Origin of the sequence: Mycobacterium sp. B14F4 (assembly GCF_039871645.1) — a bacterium.
GTDB lineage: Bacteria > Actinomycetota > Actinomycetes > Mycobacteriales > Mycobacteriaceae > Mycobacterium.
This window is the reverse complement of sequence record NZ_JBDPMF010000015.1, coordinates 26,591-43,930: the sequence shown is the minus strand read 5'-3', so window position 1 is coordinate 43,930 and position 17,340 is coordinate 26,591. Positions and strand designations below refer to the sequence as shown.

Annotated in this window: 18 protein-coding genes; 11 read left to right on the top strand and 7 right to left on the bottom strand. The window is 68.5% G+C overall.

The features are described from left to right. Positions 1–145: 145 nt before the first annotated feature. Entirely contained in the window at positions 146–1,309 is a 1,164-nt protein-coding gene (locus ABGB19_RS25995; protein ID WP_347688883.1) for a winged helix DNA-binding domain-containing protein, read from the bottom strand. Between the two features lie 119 nt (positions 1,310–1,428). On the opposite strand from ABGB19_RS25995, the gene ABGB19_RS25990 reads away from it, so the two are divergent. The 3 genes from ABGB19_RS25990 (at position 1,429) to ABGB19_RS25980 (ending at position 4,791) form a co-directional block, all read left to right on the top strand. Further along, positions 1,429–1,911: a lipoprotein LpqH gene (locus ABGB19_RS25990; RefSeq protein ID WP_347688882.1), complete on the top strand. Its 483-nt coding sequence runs from the start codon at positions 1,429–1,431 to the stop codon at positions 1,909–1,911. A gap of 64 nt (positions 1,912–1,975) precedes the next feature. Beyond that, positions 1,976–3,601 (top strand): hypothetical protein, encoded by a 1,626-nt coding sequence (locus tag ABGB19_RS25985; protein ID WP_347688881.1) that lies wholly within the window; start codon positions 1,976–1,978, stop codon positions 3,599–3,601. Beyond that, positions 3,583–4,791: a CHAT domain-containing protein gene (locus tag ABGB19_RS25980; RefSeq protein ID WP_347688887.1), complete on the top strand. Its 1,209-nt coding sequence runs from the start codon at positions 3,583–3,585 to the stop codon at positions 4,789–4,791. Before ABGB19_RS25985 ends, ABGB19_RS25980 begins: the two co-directional genes overlap by 19 nt. Here ABGB19_RS25980 and ABGB19_RS25975 read toward each other — a convergent pair whose 3' ends face one another. Further along, positions 4,792–5,250 carry a hypothetical protein gene (locus ABGB19_RS25975; RefSeq protein WP_347688880.1) on the bottom strand — a complete coding sequence of 153 codons (459 nt, stop codon included), beginning with the start codon at positions 5,248–5,250 and terminating at the stop codon, positions 4,792–4,794. A gap of 83 nt (positions 5,251–5,333) precedes the next feature. Here ABGB19_RS25975 and ABGB19_RS25970 point away from each other — a divergent pair, with 83 nt between their 5' ends. Beyond that, a complete protein-coding gene (locus ABGB19_RS25970) occupies positions 5,334–6,641 on the top strand; it encodes a hypothetical protein (RefSeq protein ID WP_347688879.1) in 1,308 nt (435 codons plus the stop codon). Beyond that, a complete protein-coding gene (locus tag ABGB19_RS25965; protein ID WP_347688878.1) occupies positions 6,638–7,723 on the top strand; it encodes a hypothetical protein in 1,086 nt (361 codons plus the stop codon). The genes ABGB19_RS25970 and ABGB19_RS25965 overlap by 4 nt, the downstream gene beginning before the upstream one ends. On the opposite strand, the gene ABGB19_RS25960 is transcribed toward ABGB19_RS25965, so the two are convergent. Continuing rightward, positions 7,717–8,025 (bottom strand): hypothetical protein, encoded by a 309-nt coding sequence (locus ABGB19_RS25960; RefSeq protein ID WP_347688877.1) that lies wholly within the window; start codon positions 8,023–8,025, stop codon positions 7,717–7,719. The two genes, ABGB19_RS25965 and ABGB19_RS25960, sit on opposite strands and share 7 nt — an antisense overlap. Positions 8,026–8,167: 142 nt before the next feature. Between ABGB19_RS25960 and ABGB19_RS25955 the strand changes: the two genes are divergently transcribed. Continuing rightward, entirely contained in the window at positions 8,168–8,464 is a 297-nt protein-coding gene (locus tag ABGB19_RS25955; protein ID WP_347688876.1) for a DUF732 domain-containing protein, read from the top strand. Between the two features lie 10 nt (positions 8,465–8,474). Next, positions 8,475–8,618 carry a hypothetical protein gene (locus ABGB19_RS25950; protein WP_347688875.1) on the top strand — a complete coding sequence of 48 codons (144 nt, stop codon included), beginning with the start codon at positions 8,475–8,477 and terminating at the stop codon, positions 8,616–8,618. A gap of 275 nt (positions 8,619–8,893) precedes the next feature. Here ABGB19_RS25950 and lysX read toward each other — a convergent pair whose 3' ends face one another. Beyond that, a complete protein-coding gene (gene lysX / locus ABGB19_RS25945; protein ID WP_347688874.1) occupies positions 8,894–12,199 on the bottom strand; it encodes a bifunctional lysylphosphatidylglycerol synthetase/lysine--tRNA ligase LysX in 3,306 nt (1,101 codons plus the stop codon). 46 nt (positions 12,200–12,245) lie between these two features. Further along, positions 12,246–12,593 carry a DUF1844 domain-containing protein gene (locus tag ABGB19_RS25940; protein WP_347688873.1) on the bottom strand — a complete coding sequence of 116 codons (348 nt, stop codon included), beginning with the start codon at positions 12,591–12,593 and terminating at the stop codon, positions 12,246–12,248. 219 nt (positions 12,594–12,812) lie between these two features. Between ABGB19_RS25940 and infC the strand changes: the two genes are divergently transcribed. The 4 genes from infC to ABGB19_RS25920 are packed head-to-tail and all read left to right on the top strand — an operon-like array spanning position 12,813 to position 14,838. Continuing rightward, positions 12,813–13,424, top strand: a complete 612-nt coding sequence (gene infC / locus ABGB19_RS25935; protein WP_347688886.1) for a translation initiation factor IF-3 — start codon at positions 12,813–12,815, stop codon at positions 13,422–13,424. Positions 13,425–13,430: 6 nt separating this feature from the next. Beyond that, positions 13,431–13,625 carry a 50S ribosomal protein L35 gene (gene rpmI / locus ABGB19_RS25930; RefSeq protein WP_347688872.1) on the top strand — a complete coding sequence of 65 codons (195 nt, stop codon included), beginning with the start codon at positions 13,431–13,433 and terminating at the stop codon, positions 13,623–13,625. Between the two features lie 44 nt (positions 13,626–13,669). Then, complete coding sequence (gene rplT, locus ABGB19_RS25925; protein WP_347688871.1) at positions 13,670–14,059, top strand: 50S ribosomal protein L20; 390 nt, start codon at positions 13,670–13,672, stop codon at positions 14,057–14,059. A 23-nt stretch (positions 14,060–14,082) separates the two neighbouring features. Beyond that, on the top strand, positions 14,083–14,838 hold the full coding sequence (locus ABGB19_RS25920) for an RNA methyltransferase (protein WP_347688870.1): 756 nt from the start codon (positions 14,083–14,085) through the stop codon (positions 14,836–14,838). 73 nt (positions 14,839–14,911) lie between these two features. On the opposite strand, the gene ABGB19_RS25915 is transcribed toward ABGB19_RS25920, so the two are convergent. Further along, on the bottom strand, positions 14,912–16,150 hold the full coding sequence (locus ABGB19_RS25915; RefSeq protein WP_347688869.1) for an acyl-CoA dehydrogenase family protein: 1,239 nt from the start codon (positions 16,148–16,150) through the stop codon (positions 14,912–14,914). Positions 16,151–16,154: 4 nt separating this feature from the next. Continuing rightward, the gene (locus ABGB19_RS25910; protein ID WP_347688868.1) at positions 16,155–17,192 is read right to left on the bottom strand and encodes an oxygenase MpaB family protein; all 1,038 of its coding nucleotides are present in this window, start codon (positions 17,190–17,192) and stop codon (positions 16,155–16,157) included. Between the last annotated feature and the right edge of the window lie 148 nt (positions 17,193–17,340).

Here is a 17,340-nt window from a genome sequence, read left to right as displayed (position 1 = left end):
CGAGCACCGGAGTGCCGGCACACACCAGGTCGACGAACTGTCTCCGCACCGCCAATGGGACGGGGTATCCAGACGGCATTGCAACCTCCAAACGGCGATATTGCAGTGACCGTATGAATCTGCCGGCGTGAAGCCCTGCATTTCTTCAGTTTCGGCGCTTGGACAGGGGAGACGGGAAGCGTGGGCTGATCCGCACGCCGTCCAGCCACTCGGTCAGCTCATCGGCGCGACGCTGCAGTGCCTTGCGCGCTGAGCGGCCGACGTCCTCGAGCAGTCGCACCTCGACGCGGCCGTCGTCGTCCTGACCCCAGGCGCCGACGATCCTGCCGTCACACCATGCGGTCGGCCCGCCGTTGCCGTTCGTGTCGAACACGTGCCCGCGGTGCCCGCCGAGATACCAGTCCCGGTCGAACCAGCCCATCGTGGTGATGTCGAGTCCCGGCAGCAGCGCACACCACGGTTCGGGCTGCGGGTCGTCGTCGAGGTCGTCGGGCAGCACGAACCCCGGCGTGCCCTCCAGATCGACCTCGACGGCGGCGATGTCGCGCAGCGCATGCCGGGCCCAGGTCAACGTGTTCCCGAACCACCACTTGACGTCGGTGACGGTCGCGGGCCCGAATGCCTTGAGCCAGCGACGCACCGCGTCGGCGCGGGCCGCGTCCGGATCCGCGGTGTCGACCGATTCGAGCCAGTCACCGGCAGGCACCCAGCGCGGGCGCGAGGCCGTCCACCTGCCGTCGTTGGGCCCGCGGACGATGTCCCCGCGCACCGCCATCACGGTGAGAATTCGCGGCCCCAATGGTGTTTCGCCGCCCCACCGTCTTCCCGGCGCCGGGTCATAGGTGCCGGCGAGCTCCGGCACAGCGGCGCGCAGGTCCTTGGCGTTGGTGGGCCCGTTCTCGGTGAGGTACCGCAGCACCGCGGCGCACGCGGCGTCGAGCCACGCGTCGCCGTCGGTGCACACCCCGGCCTTCTGCGCGTCGGCGATGAGGCGACGGCGCTCGTTGTCGGCGACCCGATCGCTGGCCGCGGACTGGATCATCGGCAGGTCCCGCGCGTGCACCGTCCAGAGCGTCCGGCGCATCGCGAGATGCTTGACCAGCGAGCGCCGCTCGTACACCAGTGCGTCCAGGTCCGCGACCGCGAAGTCCGGTACCCGCGCCCACAGTGACAGGTACGGCGTGGCGGGGTCCGTGGCGTGTAGGCCCACGACAGCACTCACGACGTCGTGAACCGAGCCGGCGGTCCGGCACAGGAAGTGGCGCCGGGCGAGCCGGGCACGGCGCTGCTCGACGGTGAATCTGCGCATTGCCTGCGAACCGTACCTGCGGGAACCGACAAACTTTGGGATCGGTAGCGATTCGCCGCGCGTTGACTTGCCTCACGACGGACGCCATCGGGGCTGACGTACGAACGAAGGGAAGATCGATGAATCGAGTCGTCGCAGGCGTGATCGGACTGGCCGCCGGCGCCGCGTTCCTGGTGGGCTGCTCGGACGACAAGGGCAGCGCTCCTTCCGCGACGGCCGCCGGGAACTCGCAGGTCAGCACCGGCGGCAGCACCGAGGTGAAGGTCGACGGCAAGGATCTCGCCGGCCTCGACGTCAACTCGGTGACCTGCGTGAAGCAGGGCGGCAAGATCAACGTCGCCAGCGGTGCGGTCGGCGGTCAGCAGGGCCTGGGCATCGTGATGACCGACGAGGCGACGCCGACGGTGGAGTCGCTGGGCATGGTCGTCGACGGCAACGCGCTGGCCGTCACCAACACGATGGGCGCCAAGGTCGGCTCGGCCGAGGTCAAGGTCGACGGCAGCACCTACACGATCACCGGTGAGGCCACCGGCGCCGACATCTCCAACCCGATGGCCGGGATGATCACCAAGCCGTTCACCGTCAAGGTCGACTGCAGTTGATGCTCCCGCATTCTGCGGAGCGGCGGGCGTGTCCAACACGCCCGCCGCTTCCTATGATTCGACCGTGACGATCCTCGGCGACCTAGAGCGCGCGCGTCACCTGGCGTTCGCCGCCGACGAGGCGACCGCGAAGGAGCTGTTGCTCTCGCTCGTCCCGCTTATCGAACAGGCCGACCGCGACGACTGGCTGATGGAGGTGTACGCCCAGCTCGGTGAGATCTACCTCGTCCGGACCGCCTACGAGGGAACCGAGGAGTGTCTCCGGCGTATCCGCGACTGCCTGGACGTCTACGCGGCGATCCTCGCCGGCAGCAGGCCGGACGACGCCGCGCGGGTGACACTGTCGGAGGCCGAGGTGCGGCACATGCTCCGCCGATACTTCCGGCGGGCCCAGTTCCTGCAGGTCGGCCTGGCTGCCGCACACGGCGAGCACGAAGCCGCCGAGGCCGCGCTGCTGACGCTCACCGACGACGACGCGACCGACTTCGCGGACCTCGCCGACGAACGCCGGTACCTTGTCACCCACGCGCGGATCCTGTGCGCGGTCGCACTGTGCGACGACGACCTGCACGTACGGTCGATTCCGTTGTGGCAGAAGGTGATCGACACGATCGAGGGACCGCGCAGCGGCGGGGAGTCCGACGATCATCTGCTCGTGCTCGGTGCGACCGCCTACGGCAGGTTCTGCGTCGAGACCGGCCGGCTCGCCGAGGCCGAACCGTGGCTGCGCCGGGCCGGGGCACGTGCGGAGGCGCGCCAGTGGGACCTGGCTATGTCGAGAACACAACTCGAGCGCGCGACGGCCGCCTGGTCGGCAGGTGACCGCCCGCAAGCGCAGACACTCGTCCACGCGGCCTATCCGGCCATCGCCGAGCACGCCCGCGCGCATGACGTGTCGCGGTGTTGGCTGTACTTCGGGCTGATCGCCATCTCGGTAGGCGCGCTCGACGACGCCGACGAACGCCTCGGGCACGCCGAGCGGCACTGGCGCGAGATCGAGAAGCCGCTACACATCCATCGAATCCTGTTGCAGCGCAGTTGGGTGGATATCTTCCGCGGCGACTTCGCCGCGGCGGTCGAACGCGTCGCGCAGGCCCGTGACCTGCTGGACAGCTGGCCACGGCACAGCTGGCTGCAGTACGCGCGCCTCGATGACCAGCTGGGCAACATCTGGCGCGCCGACGCACTGGCCGATCCGGCCAACGCGGAGCACAAGTTGCAGCAGTCCGCCGAGCTCAAGCTGCCCGCGGCGCTGGCCGTCGACTCCGTGCGCCATTCGATTCCCGATGCCGACGCGCGAATGCGTTGGGCCACCTACGTTTCCGCACCGATGCTGGCCGGCGCCTTCGCCGTCGCCTGGGAGTGGGGGAACACCGAGCTCGTCAGCGAACTCATCGAATACCACAGCGCTCGCGGCACGTTCAGTGCCGAACCGGGTCCGGTGGACCCGCAGGAGTGGGCGGGCACGGCGACCGCCGCGGTGCCGGTCGAGTCCGCCGAGGACTATGCACTGGTCGCCTCCGGGCCCGGGGTTCTCAGCCGCGCTTCCCTGACCCGGCTCGGACCGCTGCCACCGCTGGTGATGGACCCGACGCAGGCCCCGATCGTCGGCCGCTACCGCGCGCTGGCTGCGGAACGCTACGGCCGCAACGTCACCGCGGACGAGCCGGCCTGGTCGACGTGGCCGTGACCCAAACGCTTGTCCTGCGGTTCGCCGACGTGGGCGTCGCGACATATGCCAGTTTGCGTGTTGTCGGCGACCCGGCCAAGACCGTCACCTGGGTGGTGGAGCAACCCGACCTGCTCGCCGCCGTCGAGCACCTGAGCAACGCGCTGCCGGATCCCGTCGGTGAGGAGACCCGGCGCGACGCGCTCGACCGTGCGCTCACCAGGGACGCTTTCGCTTCGCCCACAACGGAAGCCCGCCTCGCCGAGGCGCTGGGGGAGAAACTGATCATCCCGGCCGCCTGGCGGCTGCTGGTCGATTACGCGTCGTCGCCGCGCGCGGCACTGTTCGTCTCGCCCAGCGCGCGGCTGGCCCGGATGCCGTGGGGGCTGTTCGCGGTCCCCGGCGATGCGGGGCACCGGTTGATGGAGCTCGTCGAGGTGCTCATGGCGGCGCCACCGAACATCGTCAACTCGGCCCGCGCCTCGGTGGATTGGGGCAGCAGACGCACCAATCCGGTTCTCCTGGTGCTCGACCCGCGGGTACCCGGACAGCGGCCGGATTCGCCGCTGGGATCCGTGCTCGGCAGGCCATCGGCGGACACACCGTTGGCCCGCCACGTCGCCGAACTCGCCGCATCGCGACCGGTTCTGCCGACCGCCCCCGATACCGTCGAATTGTTCCGGCGCAGCGACGCGGATCGGAAATGGTTGGCAGACCTCCTGGCCCGCAACCCGAGCCGGCTGCTCTATGTGGGGCACGCCAGCGCCGCCGACGGCGACATCGGCCACGCCGATCGTGCGGCGTTGCACCTGGCCGAGGAGCGTCCGCTCACCGCGGCGGATCTGATGTCGTCGCGATTACCGATTCCGCCGCGAGTCGCATTGCTGGCGTGTGCATCCGGCGGTGACTACCAATTCGACGAGGCGAGTGGGCTGGTGGCTGCGATGATCCTGGGTGGCGCCCAACTGGTGACCGCCACGCTGTGGTCGCTGCCCACCGCGGCGGGCTACCGCCAATTCGCCGGTGGCGATGCCGATCCCATGACCGAGACCATCGTCGCCGTCGATCGTGCCCACGAGGAGGACGACGGCGGATGCGCCGTGAACCGTTGGCAGCGGCAACGGATGCGGGACTGGCGTGCCGGCGATTCGACCGCGAGCCCGCTGTACTGGGCGGCGCTGGTCAGCTTCGCCGTCGACGACGCCCGCTGATCAGGCCGGGGGCACACTCACGGCCACCGCGGACTCGTCGCCCCAGCGGTAGTACGTGTCGATGATGCTGCCCGGGGCGACCTTCGTCAGGCACGACGCCGGAATCAACGCCCGCCCGTGCGCAGGAAACTGTCCGCCCTCCGGCCTTTTCACCATCACGTCGAGTTCCACTTCGCGGTGGTCTTCTCGCGCCGCTCCCGTTGCCTTCATGCCGGTGACCACCGCGCGGGATTTCGTTCCGTGCCGGATGAGGAGCACATGTTCGCCGGTGACCAGACCCTTGCGGACCAGCATCCGGTCGAAGTCGGCGCGGGCGGCCAGGATGTCGTCGGCGGCGGCCAGGCGCTCGTCGGCTTCGTCGGAGTTGGTGGGCAATTCGATTCGGCTGCGGTGTAACAACGTGGCCGCCAGGGCGATGAAGGAGGTGACGAGAATCGCGTACAACAGCGCAGTGAGCATGTGTCAAGGGTCCGCTGGCCGACCGGCTACCGAACCCAACTTTCCGGCTGTCAACTTGCGATCCGAACTTCTATCCTGTCCGAATGAGCACAGAGGCGGCGGTGGACCTCACCCGTCCGCGACGCGCGGTCATCGACCGGGCCTGGCGTGCGGTCGGGCCCGGGGTCGAGGTGCTCAGCGGCGACGACGGCGGACCGTTGCGGCGCACCGTCAAACGGATCATCGACCCGCTGGTGCTGCGGTTACGGTCCAACCCTCAGTTTTCGGCGCCGTTGGTGCCGGCCGCGACGGCCGACGCGATGCACGAACTGATCGTCGGTCAGGCCGGCCAGTTGCGCGCCGCGGCCGCGTGGTTCGAACTGCTCAAGCGCGAACGGCGTCGCCTGCGCATCACCACCGGAAACGCCCAGGAGCTGTACTTCCCCGCGTGCTTCGAGCTGGCCGTAGCGAAAGGCGCACCCGCCGAAGGGGATTCGGCTGCAGCCGAAAGCGTACTTCGCGGAATCCATGACGACCGGGGCCGAGTCACCATCGAAGTGCTCAACCGGTACGTCGCCGATCAGCGGGCGATGGGCAGGCTGGCCGAGCAGCTCAACCGCAGCTGGAACGATGTCCGGCCCGGCACCGAGATCACCGGCCCGTTCCTGGCAGGGCTGACCACCGTCCTCGGCCGTGCGGCGGGCCACAGCGAACAGGCCGCACGCCAACGGGTTTGGCTAGCGCTGATCGCCGACGCCGCGCCGTACAACCTGGGCGCCCTGGCGCGGGTGCCCGGCGCGGACCTGCCGTGGTCGATCGTGACGCTCGGACTCAGCTCCGTTGAGCCGCAGTCACCACCGGCCGTCGTCGGCGGCTCGGAGATCGAACGCCCGTTGAATCGCAGCGTCGTCGACCGGGTGCGCGCGACCCTGCGCCGTGCGCTGGACCGCGACGAGCTGCCCGATGTACCGATGCTGTGCGCCGAGGAGGTCGACCGGTCGTGCGCGCCGTGGGGACTGCTCGCCGAGGACAAGCAGGCGACCATGATCGCAGGCATTGAGGTGGCGGTCGGCCTGGCGCCGCTGGCCGAAGACGCCGACCCGCGCTACCTGCTGGCGGCGCAGATCCAGGCCCGGTTGCGCAAGGAGGCCTACGTCCTGCACGCGCGCCGGTACCTCGCCGCGGGCGGCCCGGTCCACCCGCGCCAGCAGCAGGTGATCGACGACCTGGCCGGCTTCGCGCGGCCGTACCTCAATCGGTTGTGGGCACGTCTGCACGGCCGTGACGTGTGGCAGGAGCCGTGTGACGACGTCGATGACGTGCGCGCGCTCCTCGAAGGTGTGGCGCGGTCGGTGAGCCTGGACCACCGGCAGCGCATCAAGACGATGCTGGAACTGCAGGTGGCCGGATGAGACTGACGGCCGACTCCGGACTCTGGAGCACCGGGCCTCTGGCGACGCCGACTCCGTTGGTCGCCGTGGTGGAGGTCAGCGGTGCGGTGCTGTCGTGGACGGTCGACGATGGCAGCGACGCCCAGATCACGTTCACAGATCCGGCCCGGGCCGACTGGCTGTGGCGGGTCGTCGGTGAGAGCGGGCACAGCGTGCTGGCGTCGGCACTGCTGGCACGATCGCCGGAGGAGGTCGGCACGGTCGAGTTGTCCGGCGTCGATGTGCGCCCGGGCGCGCTGGGCCGACTGCGCAGATTGGCACTGGGACACTGGCTGCGACGATGGTGGCCGGCCAGCCAGCGTGACGCCATCGCGATGCTCGACGGTGCCCTGCTCGAGGCGGAGATCGCGCTTCTGACCGCGGAGGCGCAGGACTTCTTCGGTGACGACACGTTCGACTCGGACATCGAGCAACTGCTGGCACCGCACAGCGCAGCACTCAATGCCGCTGCCGCGCAGGGCGACCCGCGGGTCATCGATCTCGTCGACCGGTGCCGCGAGGTGGCCGACGACGCCGGGGTGGCGTTCGGTGAGGAGTTCGCGGTGAGACGCCGTGACGACTACGCGCTCGCGGCGGGCGGTGACCGCCGCGGACACGGGCCGGGCGCGGTGGCCAACGGCACCGCGTCGATCAACTGGGCGGCGGTGCCGCCCGGCATCTTCGACGCCGCCGAGGAGACCGTCGACTGGACGATCGAGGTCACCGGCGGAGACGTCGAGGCCGTGGTGCGGGCCGAGTTGACGGGTTACGGATCACCGCACGGGATCGCGGTGCGGCTGCGCTCGGACGGTGGTGTCGGCGCCGGTGTGCTCGCTGCCGACGGTGGCGCATCGTTCCCGCTGACCGGCGCCGACGGCACGCCGCTCCCGGAAACGGTTGCCTGGAACCACGACTGGGGAACCACCGAGGTGACCGTCGGCGCCGACGTGCCGGAGTCGATGCAGACCCGAGAGCGCGTGCGCGCCTTCGCGCGGTCGCGGTTGGGCCGACCCGCCGACGACGCGTTCCTCGCGGAGATCCTCGCCGCCGAGTCGGATTACTGAGAGTCGTCGGCCTTGCGCATCTGCTCACGGATCTGCGCGAGTCGCTCTGCGGCCGCACGCTGACGTTCGTCGTACTGCTCGGCAACGCTGCGGCCCTCGGGGGTCTCCGCGGCGAGTTCGGAGGCGCCGATCGCGGTGCCGTAGCGCGTCTCGATCTTCTCTCGTACGGCATCGAACGTCGGGACACCGCCCGGCGTGTACCCGCTGTCCACCGGTTCGACGGGCGTGGTGGCCTCGGGCTTGGGCTCGACGATCTCGGCGTCGACCGCGGGTTCCGGCTCATGCGTCGGTTCGTCCGGCATGTCGCTCACGGTACGCCGCCTTGGGGCCCGCCTGCTGCACGGCAAATAATGACGGGGATGACAATATTGTCAAAAGTTGCCGCACTGCCTCACCGCCCCGCGTAGCGTATCGCCGTTGGCGAACCGGGGAGAGGAGCCCAACATGCGCGGCACCATCATCTTTTCAGCGGTCGCGGCCGTCGGCCTGGCGGTTGCCTGCGCCGCACCGGCCATGGCCGACGAGAGCGACGACATCTTCATCAGCGTGCTGGAAGCCGAGAGCATCCCGTTCTCGACACCCGCGGACGCCATCGCCCTCGCTCACGCGGTATGCGATTACGTGGCCGCGGGCCAGGCTCCGGAGCAGGTAGCCGTCGAGATCAGCGATCCCGCCAACTGGACCATCGAGCAGAGTGGTTTCTTCGTCGGTGCTGCAACCCAGTCGTATTGCCCGGAATAGCCAGTCGTCCGTGACGCGACTGCTCGCCGTCGTCGGGCTGTTCGCAACCATCGTCACCGCCCCACCGGCCGCAGCCCAGTCCGAGCCGAGCGCGCCCGCGGAGTTCGTCTCGCTGAGCGACATCGACCCGACGATCTGCTCGACCAGAGAATGAAAGCCGAGTTCTATCCACGGGTCGACAAGACCCAGTTGTTCATCGACGGCTGTATCGCAGACAAGTCCGGGCACACCCGCGGGAGCACAGTGGACCTCACCCTGGTGCCGCTGCCCGCGGGCGTCGACGCCGCGGTACCTCCCCGGCGAGCCGCTGGTGGACTGCGCCGTCCCACACCCAGAACGATTCCCGGACAACGGCAACACGTTCAAGCCCGAGACCTTCCCCGACACCTACTTAGACTTTCCGGTCGACCCGTCCTCCCTGGCGGGGCGCTAACGGGGCTTGGCCAACGGGAAGGGCAGCGTCTCGCGGATGCTGCGACCGGTGATCAGCATGACGACGCGGTCGACGCCCATGCCGAGCCCACCCGTCGGCGGCATCGCGTATTCCATGGCCTGCAGGAAGTCCTCGTCGAGTTCCATCGCTTCGGGGTCGCCGCCGGCCGCGAGCAGCGACTGCTCCTGCAGCCGCCTGCGCTGCTCGACCGGGTCGGTCAACTCGCTGTAGGCGGTGCCCAACTCCACGCCCCAGGCCACCAGGTCCCACCGCTCGGCGACGCCCGGGATGCTGCGGTGGGGACGCGTCAACGGTGACACCGAGGTGGGAAAGTCCTTATAGAACGTCGGCTCCTCGGTGTGATCCTCGACGAGCCGCTCATAGAGTTCCAGCACCACCGCGCCGACGTCCCAGTGAGTCAGGTACGGGATGTCGACGGCGTCGCAAAGCTTGCGCAACGTCGCCAACTCCGTCTCGGGTCCGATCTGTTCGCCGAGCGCCTCCGACACCGCGCCGTGCACGGTCTTGACGGTCCACTCACCAGAGATGTCGACCGGTTCCAGCGTGCCGCCCTGACGGGGCCGCAGAAACACCTGGGCACCGTTGGCCGCTTGCGCGGCGTTCTGGATCAGTTCGCGGCAACCGTCGATCCAGACGTTGTAGTCGGCGTGCGCCTGATAGGCCTCCAGCAGCGTGAATTCGGGGTTGTGGCTGAAGTCCACCCCCTCGTTGCGGAACGCACGCCCGAGTTCGAAGACCCGTTCCACGCCGCCCACACACAACCGCTTGAGGTACAGCTCGGGGGCGATGCGCAGGTACAGCCCGAGATCGTAGGCGTTGATGTACGTCTGGAAGGGTCGGGCGTTCGCGCCACCGTGGATCTGCTGCAGGATGGGTGTCTCGACCTCGAGAAAACCCTTGCCCACCAATGTCTCCCGAATCGCGTGCAGGACACCGCTACGGGCCCGGATCAGGTCACGGGCTTCGGAGTTGACCGCCAGGTCGACGTAGCGGGCGCGGACCCGCGCCTCCTGGTCGGTCAGCCCCTTCCACTTGTCGGGCAGCGGGCGCAGGCACTTGCCGATCAACCGCCAGTTCTGCACCAGCAGCGAGCGGGTGCCCTTCTTGCTGTAGCCCATGGTGCCGGACACCTGCAGGAGGTCGCCCAGATCGACGGCATGGGTGAAGTCGGCCGTCGTACCAGAGTCGAGAAGCGAATTGTCCAGCAGCAGTTGAACTTCGGCGGACCAGTCGCGTAACTGGGCGAACAGCACTCCGCCGTAGTCGCGGGTTCGCAGGATGCGGCCGGCCACCGTCACCGGAAGATCGTCGCCCGCGTCGATCGCGTCCGCGATCGTGTGGGAGGGCGGCTCGCCGACCGGATACGCGTCGATCCCACTGTCCTGCAACGTCTTCAGCTTGGCCATCCGCACGCGTACCTGCTCGGGCAGTCGCGACTGCTCGTCGTCGTCGGACAGATCGGCCTGCAGGCTGATGACATCGGGCGCTGTGCCGTCGTGGTGCAGCAGTCCGGTCGCGACCAGGTTCTGCGGGACGGCGATGTGATGCCCGGTGTGGGGACCCCCATGGCGCCGCGAAAAGGGCAGCACCAGGAAACCTTCGGCGATGACGGAGGCCACGCCGACCCGCGGGACCAGTCTCGCGTCCTCGTAACAGGCGTACCGCGGCACCCACTCCGGCTGGTATTTCATGTTCGAGCGGTACAGCGTCTCGAGCTGCCACCAGCGCGAGAAGAACACCAGCAGGGCGCGCCACAGCCGTGCGACCGGCCCGGCGCCGAGCTGGGCGCCCTGCTCGAACGCCGACCGGAACATCGCGAAGTTCAGCGAGATGCGGGTGACGCCGATCGTGTCGGCCTGCATGCACAGCTCGCTGACCATCAGTTCGACGGTGCCGTTGGGCGACCCGGGGGACCGCCGCATCAGATCCAGCGAGACGCCGCTGGTGCCCCACGGCACCAGGGACAGCATCGCGACGACTTCACCGTTCTGGATTGCCTCGACGAGCAGACAGTCCCCGTCGGCGGGATCGCCGAGCCGGCCCAGCGCCATCGAGAAGCCACGCTCGTCGTCGGTGTCGCGCCACGCGTCGGCCCGCTCGATCGTCTCGGCCATCTCGTCGTCGCCGAGCTCACGATGCCTGCGGATGCGCACGCTCGCGCCCGCACGTCGGGCCCGGGTGACGGCCTGGCGCACCGCGCGCATGTCCGCACCAGACAGCCGGAAGTCGTCGGGATGCAGGATCGCCTCGTCGCCGAGTTGCAGCGCGTTGAGCCCGGCCGCGCGGTATGCCTCGGCGCCGGCCGAGCTGGCGCCCATGACGCCCGGCGCCCACCCGTAGCTCTGGCACAGCGCCAGCCAGGCGTCGATCGCGGCGGGCCACGCCCGGGGATCGCCGACGGGGTCGCCGCTCGCCAGGCAGACGCCGACCTCGACGCGGTAGGTGATGGCGGCGCGGCCGTTCGGCGCGAACACCACCGCCTTGTCGCGGCGGGTGGCGAAGTAGCCGAGCGAGTCGTTTTTGCCGTACAACTCCAGCAGCCCGCGGATCGCCGACTCGTCCTCGCCGGTCAGCGCGTTCTCCGCGCGCTGGGACTGGAACAGCACGATGGCCGCGACCATCAGCGCCAGCGCCCCGAACAGCCCGAGCAGCGCGTTGACCAGTACGTGCGGATGCCCCGAGAAGATCGATGCGTCGGCGCCCGCGAAGGCACCCACCCGGTTCAGCGCGTACCAGAACCGGTCCTGGCGGGCCAGGGAGCCGGGAAACAGCTCGAGCAGCCCCCATCCGATCAACGTGCCGACCGCTATCCCGGCGACCAGGGTGGCCGCCGCCTTCAGGAGCGCCCCGCGGCGCACCTTGGCCCAGAACTCGGCGCGCGCCAGCACCAGGAACAGGATTGCGGCGACGTGGAAGGCGAGGCCGATCACCTCGCCGATCTCCTGCACCAGCGACTCGTCGCCGGCGACCAGGTCGCCGACGTTCCAGCCGATCGCGGCGACTAGGTAGCCGATGAGGATCCACCACGCGATGCGTTTGCGCGCGGCCAGCGCCGCGGCCAGCAGCGCGAGCACGAAGGCCCACGCGAAGCTGGTGTCGGGGAAATTGAAGATGTAGTCGTTGACGAACTCGCGCGGCACCCGGATGAGCGCCCGGACGAACGGCGAGACGCTCGCGATCAGCGACAGCGTGGCAATCACGCCGACGGTCCAGCCCGCCGCCGCGGGCACCCACCGATACCTCGACCTGCGACGGGTGCTGGCAGCGGTGACGACCGTCATAGGGCGCGAGGATAAACGCTGCGCCCGTCAAATGCGTGGTGACTCACTACCAGACGGGGCCGGTGTATTTCTCGCCCGGCCCCTTGCCCGGTTCCTCTGGTGCTGCGCTCGATTCGCGGAACGCCAACTGCAACGACTTCAGCCCGTCGCGCAGGGGGCCGGCGTGCGGTCCGAGGTACTCGGCCGAGGCGCTGACCAACCCCGCGAGCGCAGTGATCAGCCTGCGGGCCTCGTCGAGGTCGCGGTGCGGGCTGTCGTCCGGATTCTCGGCGGACAGGCCGAGCTTCTCCGCGGCGGCGCTCATCAGCATGACGGCCGAGCGGGTGATCACCTCGATCGCGGGAATCTCGGCCAGCTCGCGCAGTGGCGGCTGGCTTTCGGGAAACTCGGTCATGGCTGCTAGACTCGCATGCGCGACCGTCCCGGCGAACGCCAGGGACAGCAAGTGGAGTCCCACTCCCACCGCTGGCCATCTCGGCTCAGCGGTCCGGTCACAGGCATCCTATGCCTGTCCTGGTCGGTTTTGGGCCCTGCTTTGAGCAGGGCCTTTCTGTTCGATGGAGCAGAGTGCCGGCGGCAGTGGGCTCCTCCGAGGACAACAGTAGGAGGCCCCATCAGCACTGAGACCCGCGTCAACGAGCGCATCCGCGTACCCGAAGTCCGGCTCATCGGACCGGGCGGCGAGCAGGTAGGCATTGTGCGCATCGAAGACGCTCTCCGCGTCGCCGCGGATGCCGATCTCGACCTTGTCGAAGTAGCCCCGGACGCCAAGCCGCCGGTGTGCAAGATCATGGACTACGGCAAGTTCAAGTACGAGACGGCGCAGAAGGCGCGCGAGTCTCGCAAGAACCAGCAGCAGACCGTCGTCAAGGAACAGAAGCTGCGTCCCAAGATCGACCCGCACGACTACGAGACCAAGAAGGGCCATGTGGTCCGGTTTCTGCAGGCGGGCTCGAAGGTCAAGGTGACGATCATGTTCCGCGGACGTGAGCAGTCGCGGCCCGAGTTGGGTTACCGGCTGCTGCAACGGCTGGGCGCCGACGTCGCCGACTACGGCTTCGTCGAGACGTCGGCCAAGCAGGACGGCCGCAACATGACGATGGTGCTGGCTCCGCACCGCGGCGCGAAGACTCGCGCCAAGGCGCAGCACGACGCCGATGAGCCACTTGCCCAGCGCGCAACCGCTCAGCCCGGCGAAGCACCGACCGAAACACCACAGAACTGAGGACACATGCCCAAGGCGAAGACCCACAGCGGCGCTTCGAAGCGGTTCCGGCGCACCGGAACCGGCAAGATCATGCGCCAGAAGGCCAACCGTCGGCACCTGCTCGAGCACAAGCCGAGCACCAGGACGCGTCGCCTGGAAGGCCGCACCGGCGTCTCGGCGGCCGACAACGCCCGCGTCAACAAGCTGCTGAACGGCTGAGTCAGCTCTTCACCCGAACGACCTGAACGAATAGGAACACTCTCATGGCACGCGTCAAGCGCGCAGTCAACGCCCACAAGAAGCGGCGCAGCGTCCTCAAGGCCTCGAAGGGCTACCGGGGTCAGCGGTCGCGGCTGTACCGCAAGGCCAAAGAGCAGCAGCTGCATTCGCTCAACTACGCCTACCGTGACCGGCGTGCCCGCAAGGGCGAGTTCCGCAAGCTGTGGATCTCCCGCATCAACGCCGCGGCCCGCGCCAACGACATCACCTACAACCGCCTGATCCAGGGCCTGAAGGCCGCCGGTGTCGACGTGGACCGCAAGAACCTCGCCGAGATCGCGGTCAGCGATCCGGCCGCCTTCACCGCGCTGGTGGAGGTCGCCAAGGGCGCGCTGCCCTCCGATGTGAATGCGCCGTCGGGCGAGGCTGCCTGACGCTCACCGAACGCTCTGCCCGGGTGGCGGCAGCGGTCAAACTTCACCGCCACGTAGGACGACGTCGCGCCGCGCGCTTCCTCGCCGAGGGGCCCAACCTCGTCGAGGCGGCGTTGCGGCGCGGACTCGTTTGCGAGGTCTTCGTGACCGAAGCGGCATCGGACCGGTTCGGCCCGTTGCTGACCGGCGTTCCGGTGCACCTGGTGACGGAACGAGCCGCAAAGGCGTTGTCGGAGACCGTGACTCCGGTCGGCCTGGTCGCCGTGTGCACCACACCGGAGACGACGCTGCGCGACGTGCTCGCCGAGACCCCCCGGCTGGTGGCGGTCGCGGTCGAGATATCCGAACCGGGCAACGCGGGCACGCTGATCCGCCTCGCCGACGCGATGGGCGCCGACGCCGTGGTGTTCGCCGGGGACAGCGTCGACCCGTATAACGCCAAGTGCCTGCGCGCCTCGGCGGGCAGCATCTTCGCGATTCCCGTGGTCGCCGAGAAGGACTCGGCGGCAGCGGTGTCCGAGCTCGCCGCCGCCGGACTGCAGGTCCTGGCCACCACCCTCGACGGGGAGGTGTCGCTGGACAGTCCCGAGTTGGAGGCCGATCTGGCCGCCCCGACGGCGTGGCTGTTCGGACCCGAGGCGCACGGGCTGCCCGCGGACCTCGCGGAGGCGGCCACCCACCGCGTGCGGATCCCGATGCCGGGCAGCGCCGAGAGCCTCAACGTGGCTTCGGCCGCCGCGATCTGCCTGTACCAGAGCGCCCGGGCCGCGCGAATGTAACGTGGTGGCGCGAAACTGAATCTGTGCAGACGTCTTCTCGCAGTTCATCTGCATACCTTCAGTTTCGGCGCAGCTAAGCCAACAAGCCGCGTGCCACCTGGGTGATCTGCACCTCGTTGCTGCCGGCGTAGATCATCAGCGACTTGGCGTCGCGCGCCAACTGCTCGACGCGGTACTCGGTCATGTAGCCGTTGCCCCCGAACAGCTGAACGGCCTCCATCGCGACGTCCGTGGCGGCCTGCGAGCAGTACCACTTGATCGCCGACGCCTCCGGCAGCGAGATCGCCGTACCGGTCTGCGCCGCCTCGATGACCCGAAACAGGATGTTGCGCACATTCATCCGGGCGACCTCCATGTTGGCCAGCTTGAGTTGGATCAGCTGGAACTGCCCGATCTCCTGGCCCCACAGCTTGCGGCTCTTCGCATAGTCGACCGACAGCCGCAGGCACTCTTCGATGACGCCCAGCGCCATCGCGGCGACCCCGATGCGCTCTGCGGAGAAGTTCGACCGCGCGCTGGCCCGGCCGTCACCCGCGGAATTGTCCTCGGTCTCGCCGAGCAGCCGGTCGCGACCCAACCGCACGTTGTTGAAGAACAGCTCGCCGGTGCGGGAACTGTGAATGCCCATCTTGCGGAACGGCTTCGACTGCACGAAGCCCTCCATGCCGCGGTCCAGGACGAAGGTCAGCACCTTGCGATCGCGCTTCTCCACGCCCGGCTCGTCGAGCTTGGCGTACACCACGACGACGTCGGCGTCGGGTCCGTTGGTGATGAACGTCTTCTGACCGTTGAGGATGTAATCGCCCGTCCCATCGGTGGCACGAACTACGTAGGACTTCATCCCGCCGAACGCGTCCGAGCCGGAATCCGGTTCGGTGATCGCCCACGCGCCCACCTTGTCGTAGGTGACCAGGTCGGGAAGCCAGCGCTCCTGCTGGGCCAGCGTGCCGCGGCTCATGATCGTCGGCACCGTCAGGCCCAGGCTCACACCCATTCCGGTGACGACACCCATCGACACCCGGCACAGCTCACTGATGACGACGAAGCCCATGCCGCCGGCGCCGTCGCCGAACATGCCGCCACCCGAGGACTTCTCCGACGACTCACCGCCGTCGCGCAACCGCGCCAACCGCTTGTTCAGCGAGTCGCGGGCCATGTCGGTGATGCCGAACGTCGCGAAGAGTTTGCGGACGATGGGGTAGGGCTCCATCTCGCCGCTCTCCAGCGCGTCGACGTGCGGGCGGATTTCCTTGTCGACGAACTCACGGACGGCATCGCGCACGGCGAGATCGACATCAGACCATTCGAGCATGCTCCTAGGCTGCCTTATGGCGTCCGCGCGCCGGACGCAGCCCCGCCAAGGAGAACGTCGTGTGCACCAGGGAGCCCGCGCGATCGAGTAACGACTTGCGCGGCGGCACGTAGTGCATCGGCAGCCCTCGGCGGTCGCTGGGCGGCGCCATGAACGCGGGCGCCTCGACCAGCGGGGCGTCAGCGGGCAACCGACCCTGCGCACGGCGATACGCGGCCAACGCTCTTGGATGCAACCGGATTTCATCAGGGACCGCGACGAACAGAAGCTCGACGAACTTGCCGAACAGTCGCAGCAGCACCTCGTCGCCCGGCGTCCACCGCATGTTCGCCTTCTCGCGCAGCGCCGCGTCGAACAACCCGGCCGCGATCCAGCGCTGGGCACCGACCATGGGCTTGAAGATCTGATCCCAGACGGGGGTTGGCATCAACACGAACCACGGTTTGGGGATGCGGATGGAGAAGATGTCGAGCGTCGCGCGGTTGATCTCCAACTCCTCGCGACACTTGCTGTCCCAGTACTCGGTGAACTCCTCCCAGGTCTTGGGCACGGGTCGCATGCTCATCCCGTACATCCGGTACCACTGCACGTGCTCGTCGAACAGTTGGCGCTTCTCGGCCTCGGTCAGCCCGCCGCAGAAGTACTCGGCCGTCTTGATGATCAGCATGAAGAAAGTGGCGTGCGCCCAGTAGAACGTCTCGGGCTTCAGCGCGTGGTAGCGACGGCCGCCGGCGTCAGTGCCCTTGATCGTGGCGTGGTAGCCCTTGATCTGCGCACCGGTCTGCGCCGCGCGATCGCCGTCGTACACCACGCCCATGATCGGATACACCGATCGGGCCACCCGCTGTAGCGGTTCGCGCAGCAGGATCGAATGATCCTCGACGCCCGCCCCGAGTTCGGGATACATGTTCTGCACTGCCCCGATCCACACGCCCAGCAGCCCGGTCCGCAGATCGCCGAAGTACCTCCACGTCAGGGAGTCCGGCCCGAGGGGGGAGTCCTTCGGTATCTGCGGTCGCACAGGCGTGGTTCTCAGGGTCATCAATTCCTCGCTGACGTGACGGATGAATTCACGATAATGTTGACAACAGACGTTGTCTACGATTTGCGGGGCGAGTCGGACGGCACCGTTATTCATTGGCAATGGTTGCGCCATACGTCTGTGACCAGCGCCTTCCTCGGCAGGCCTT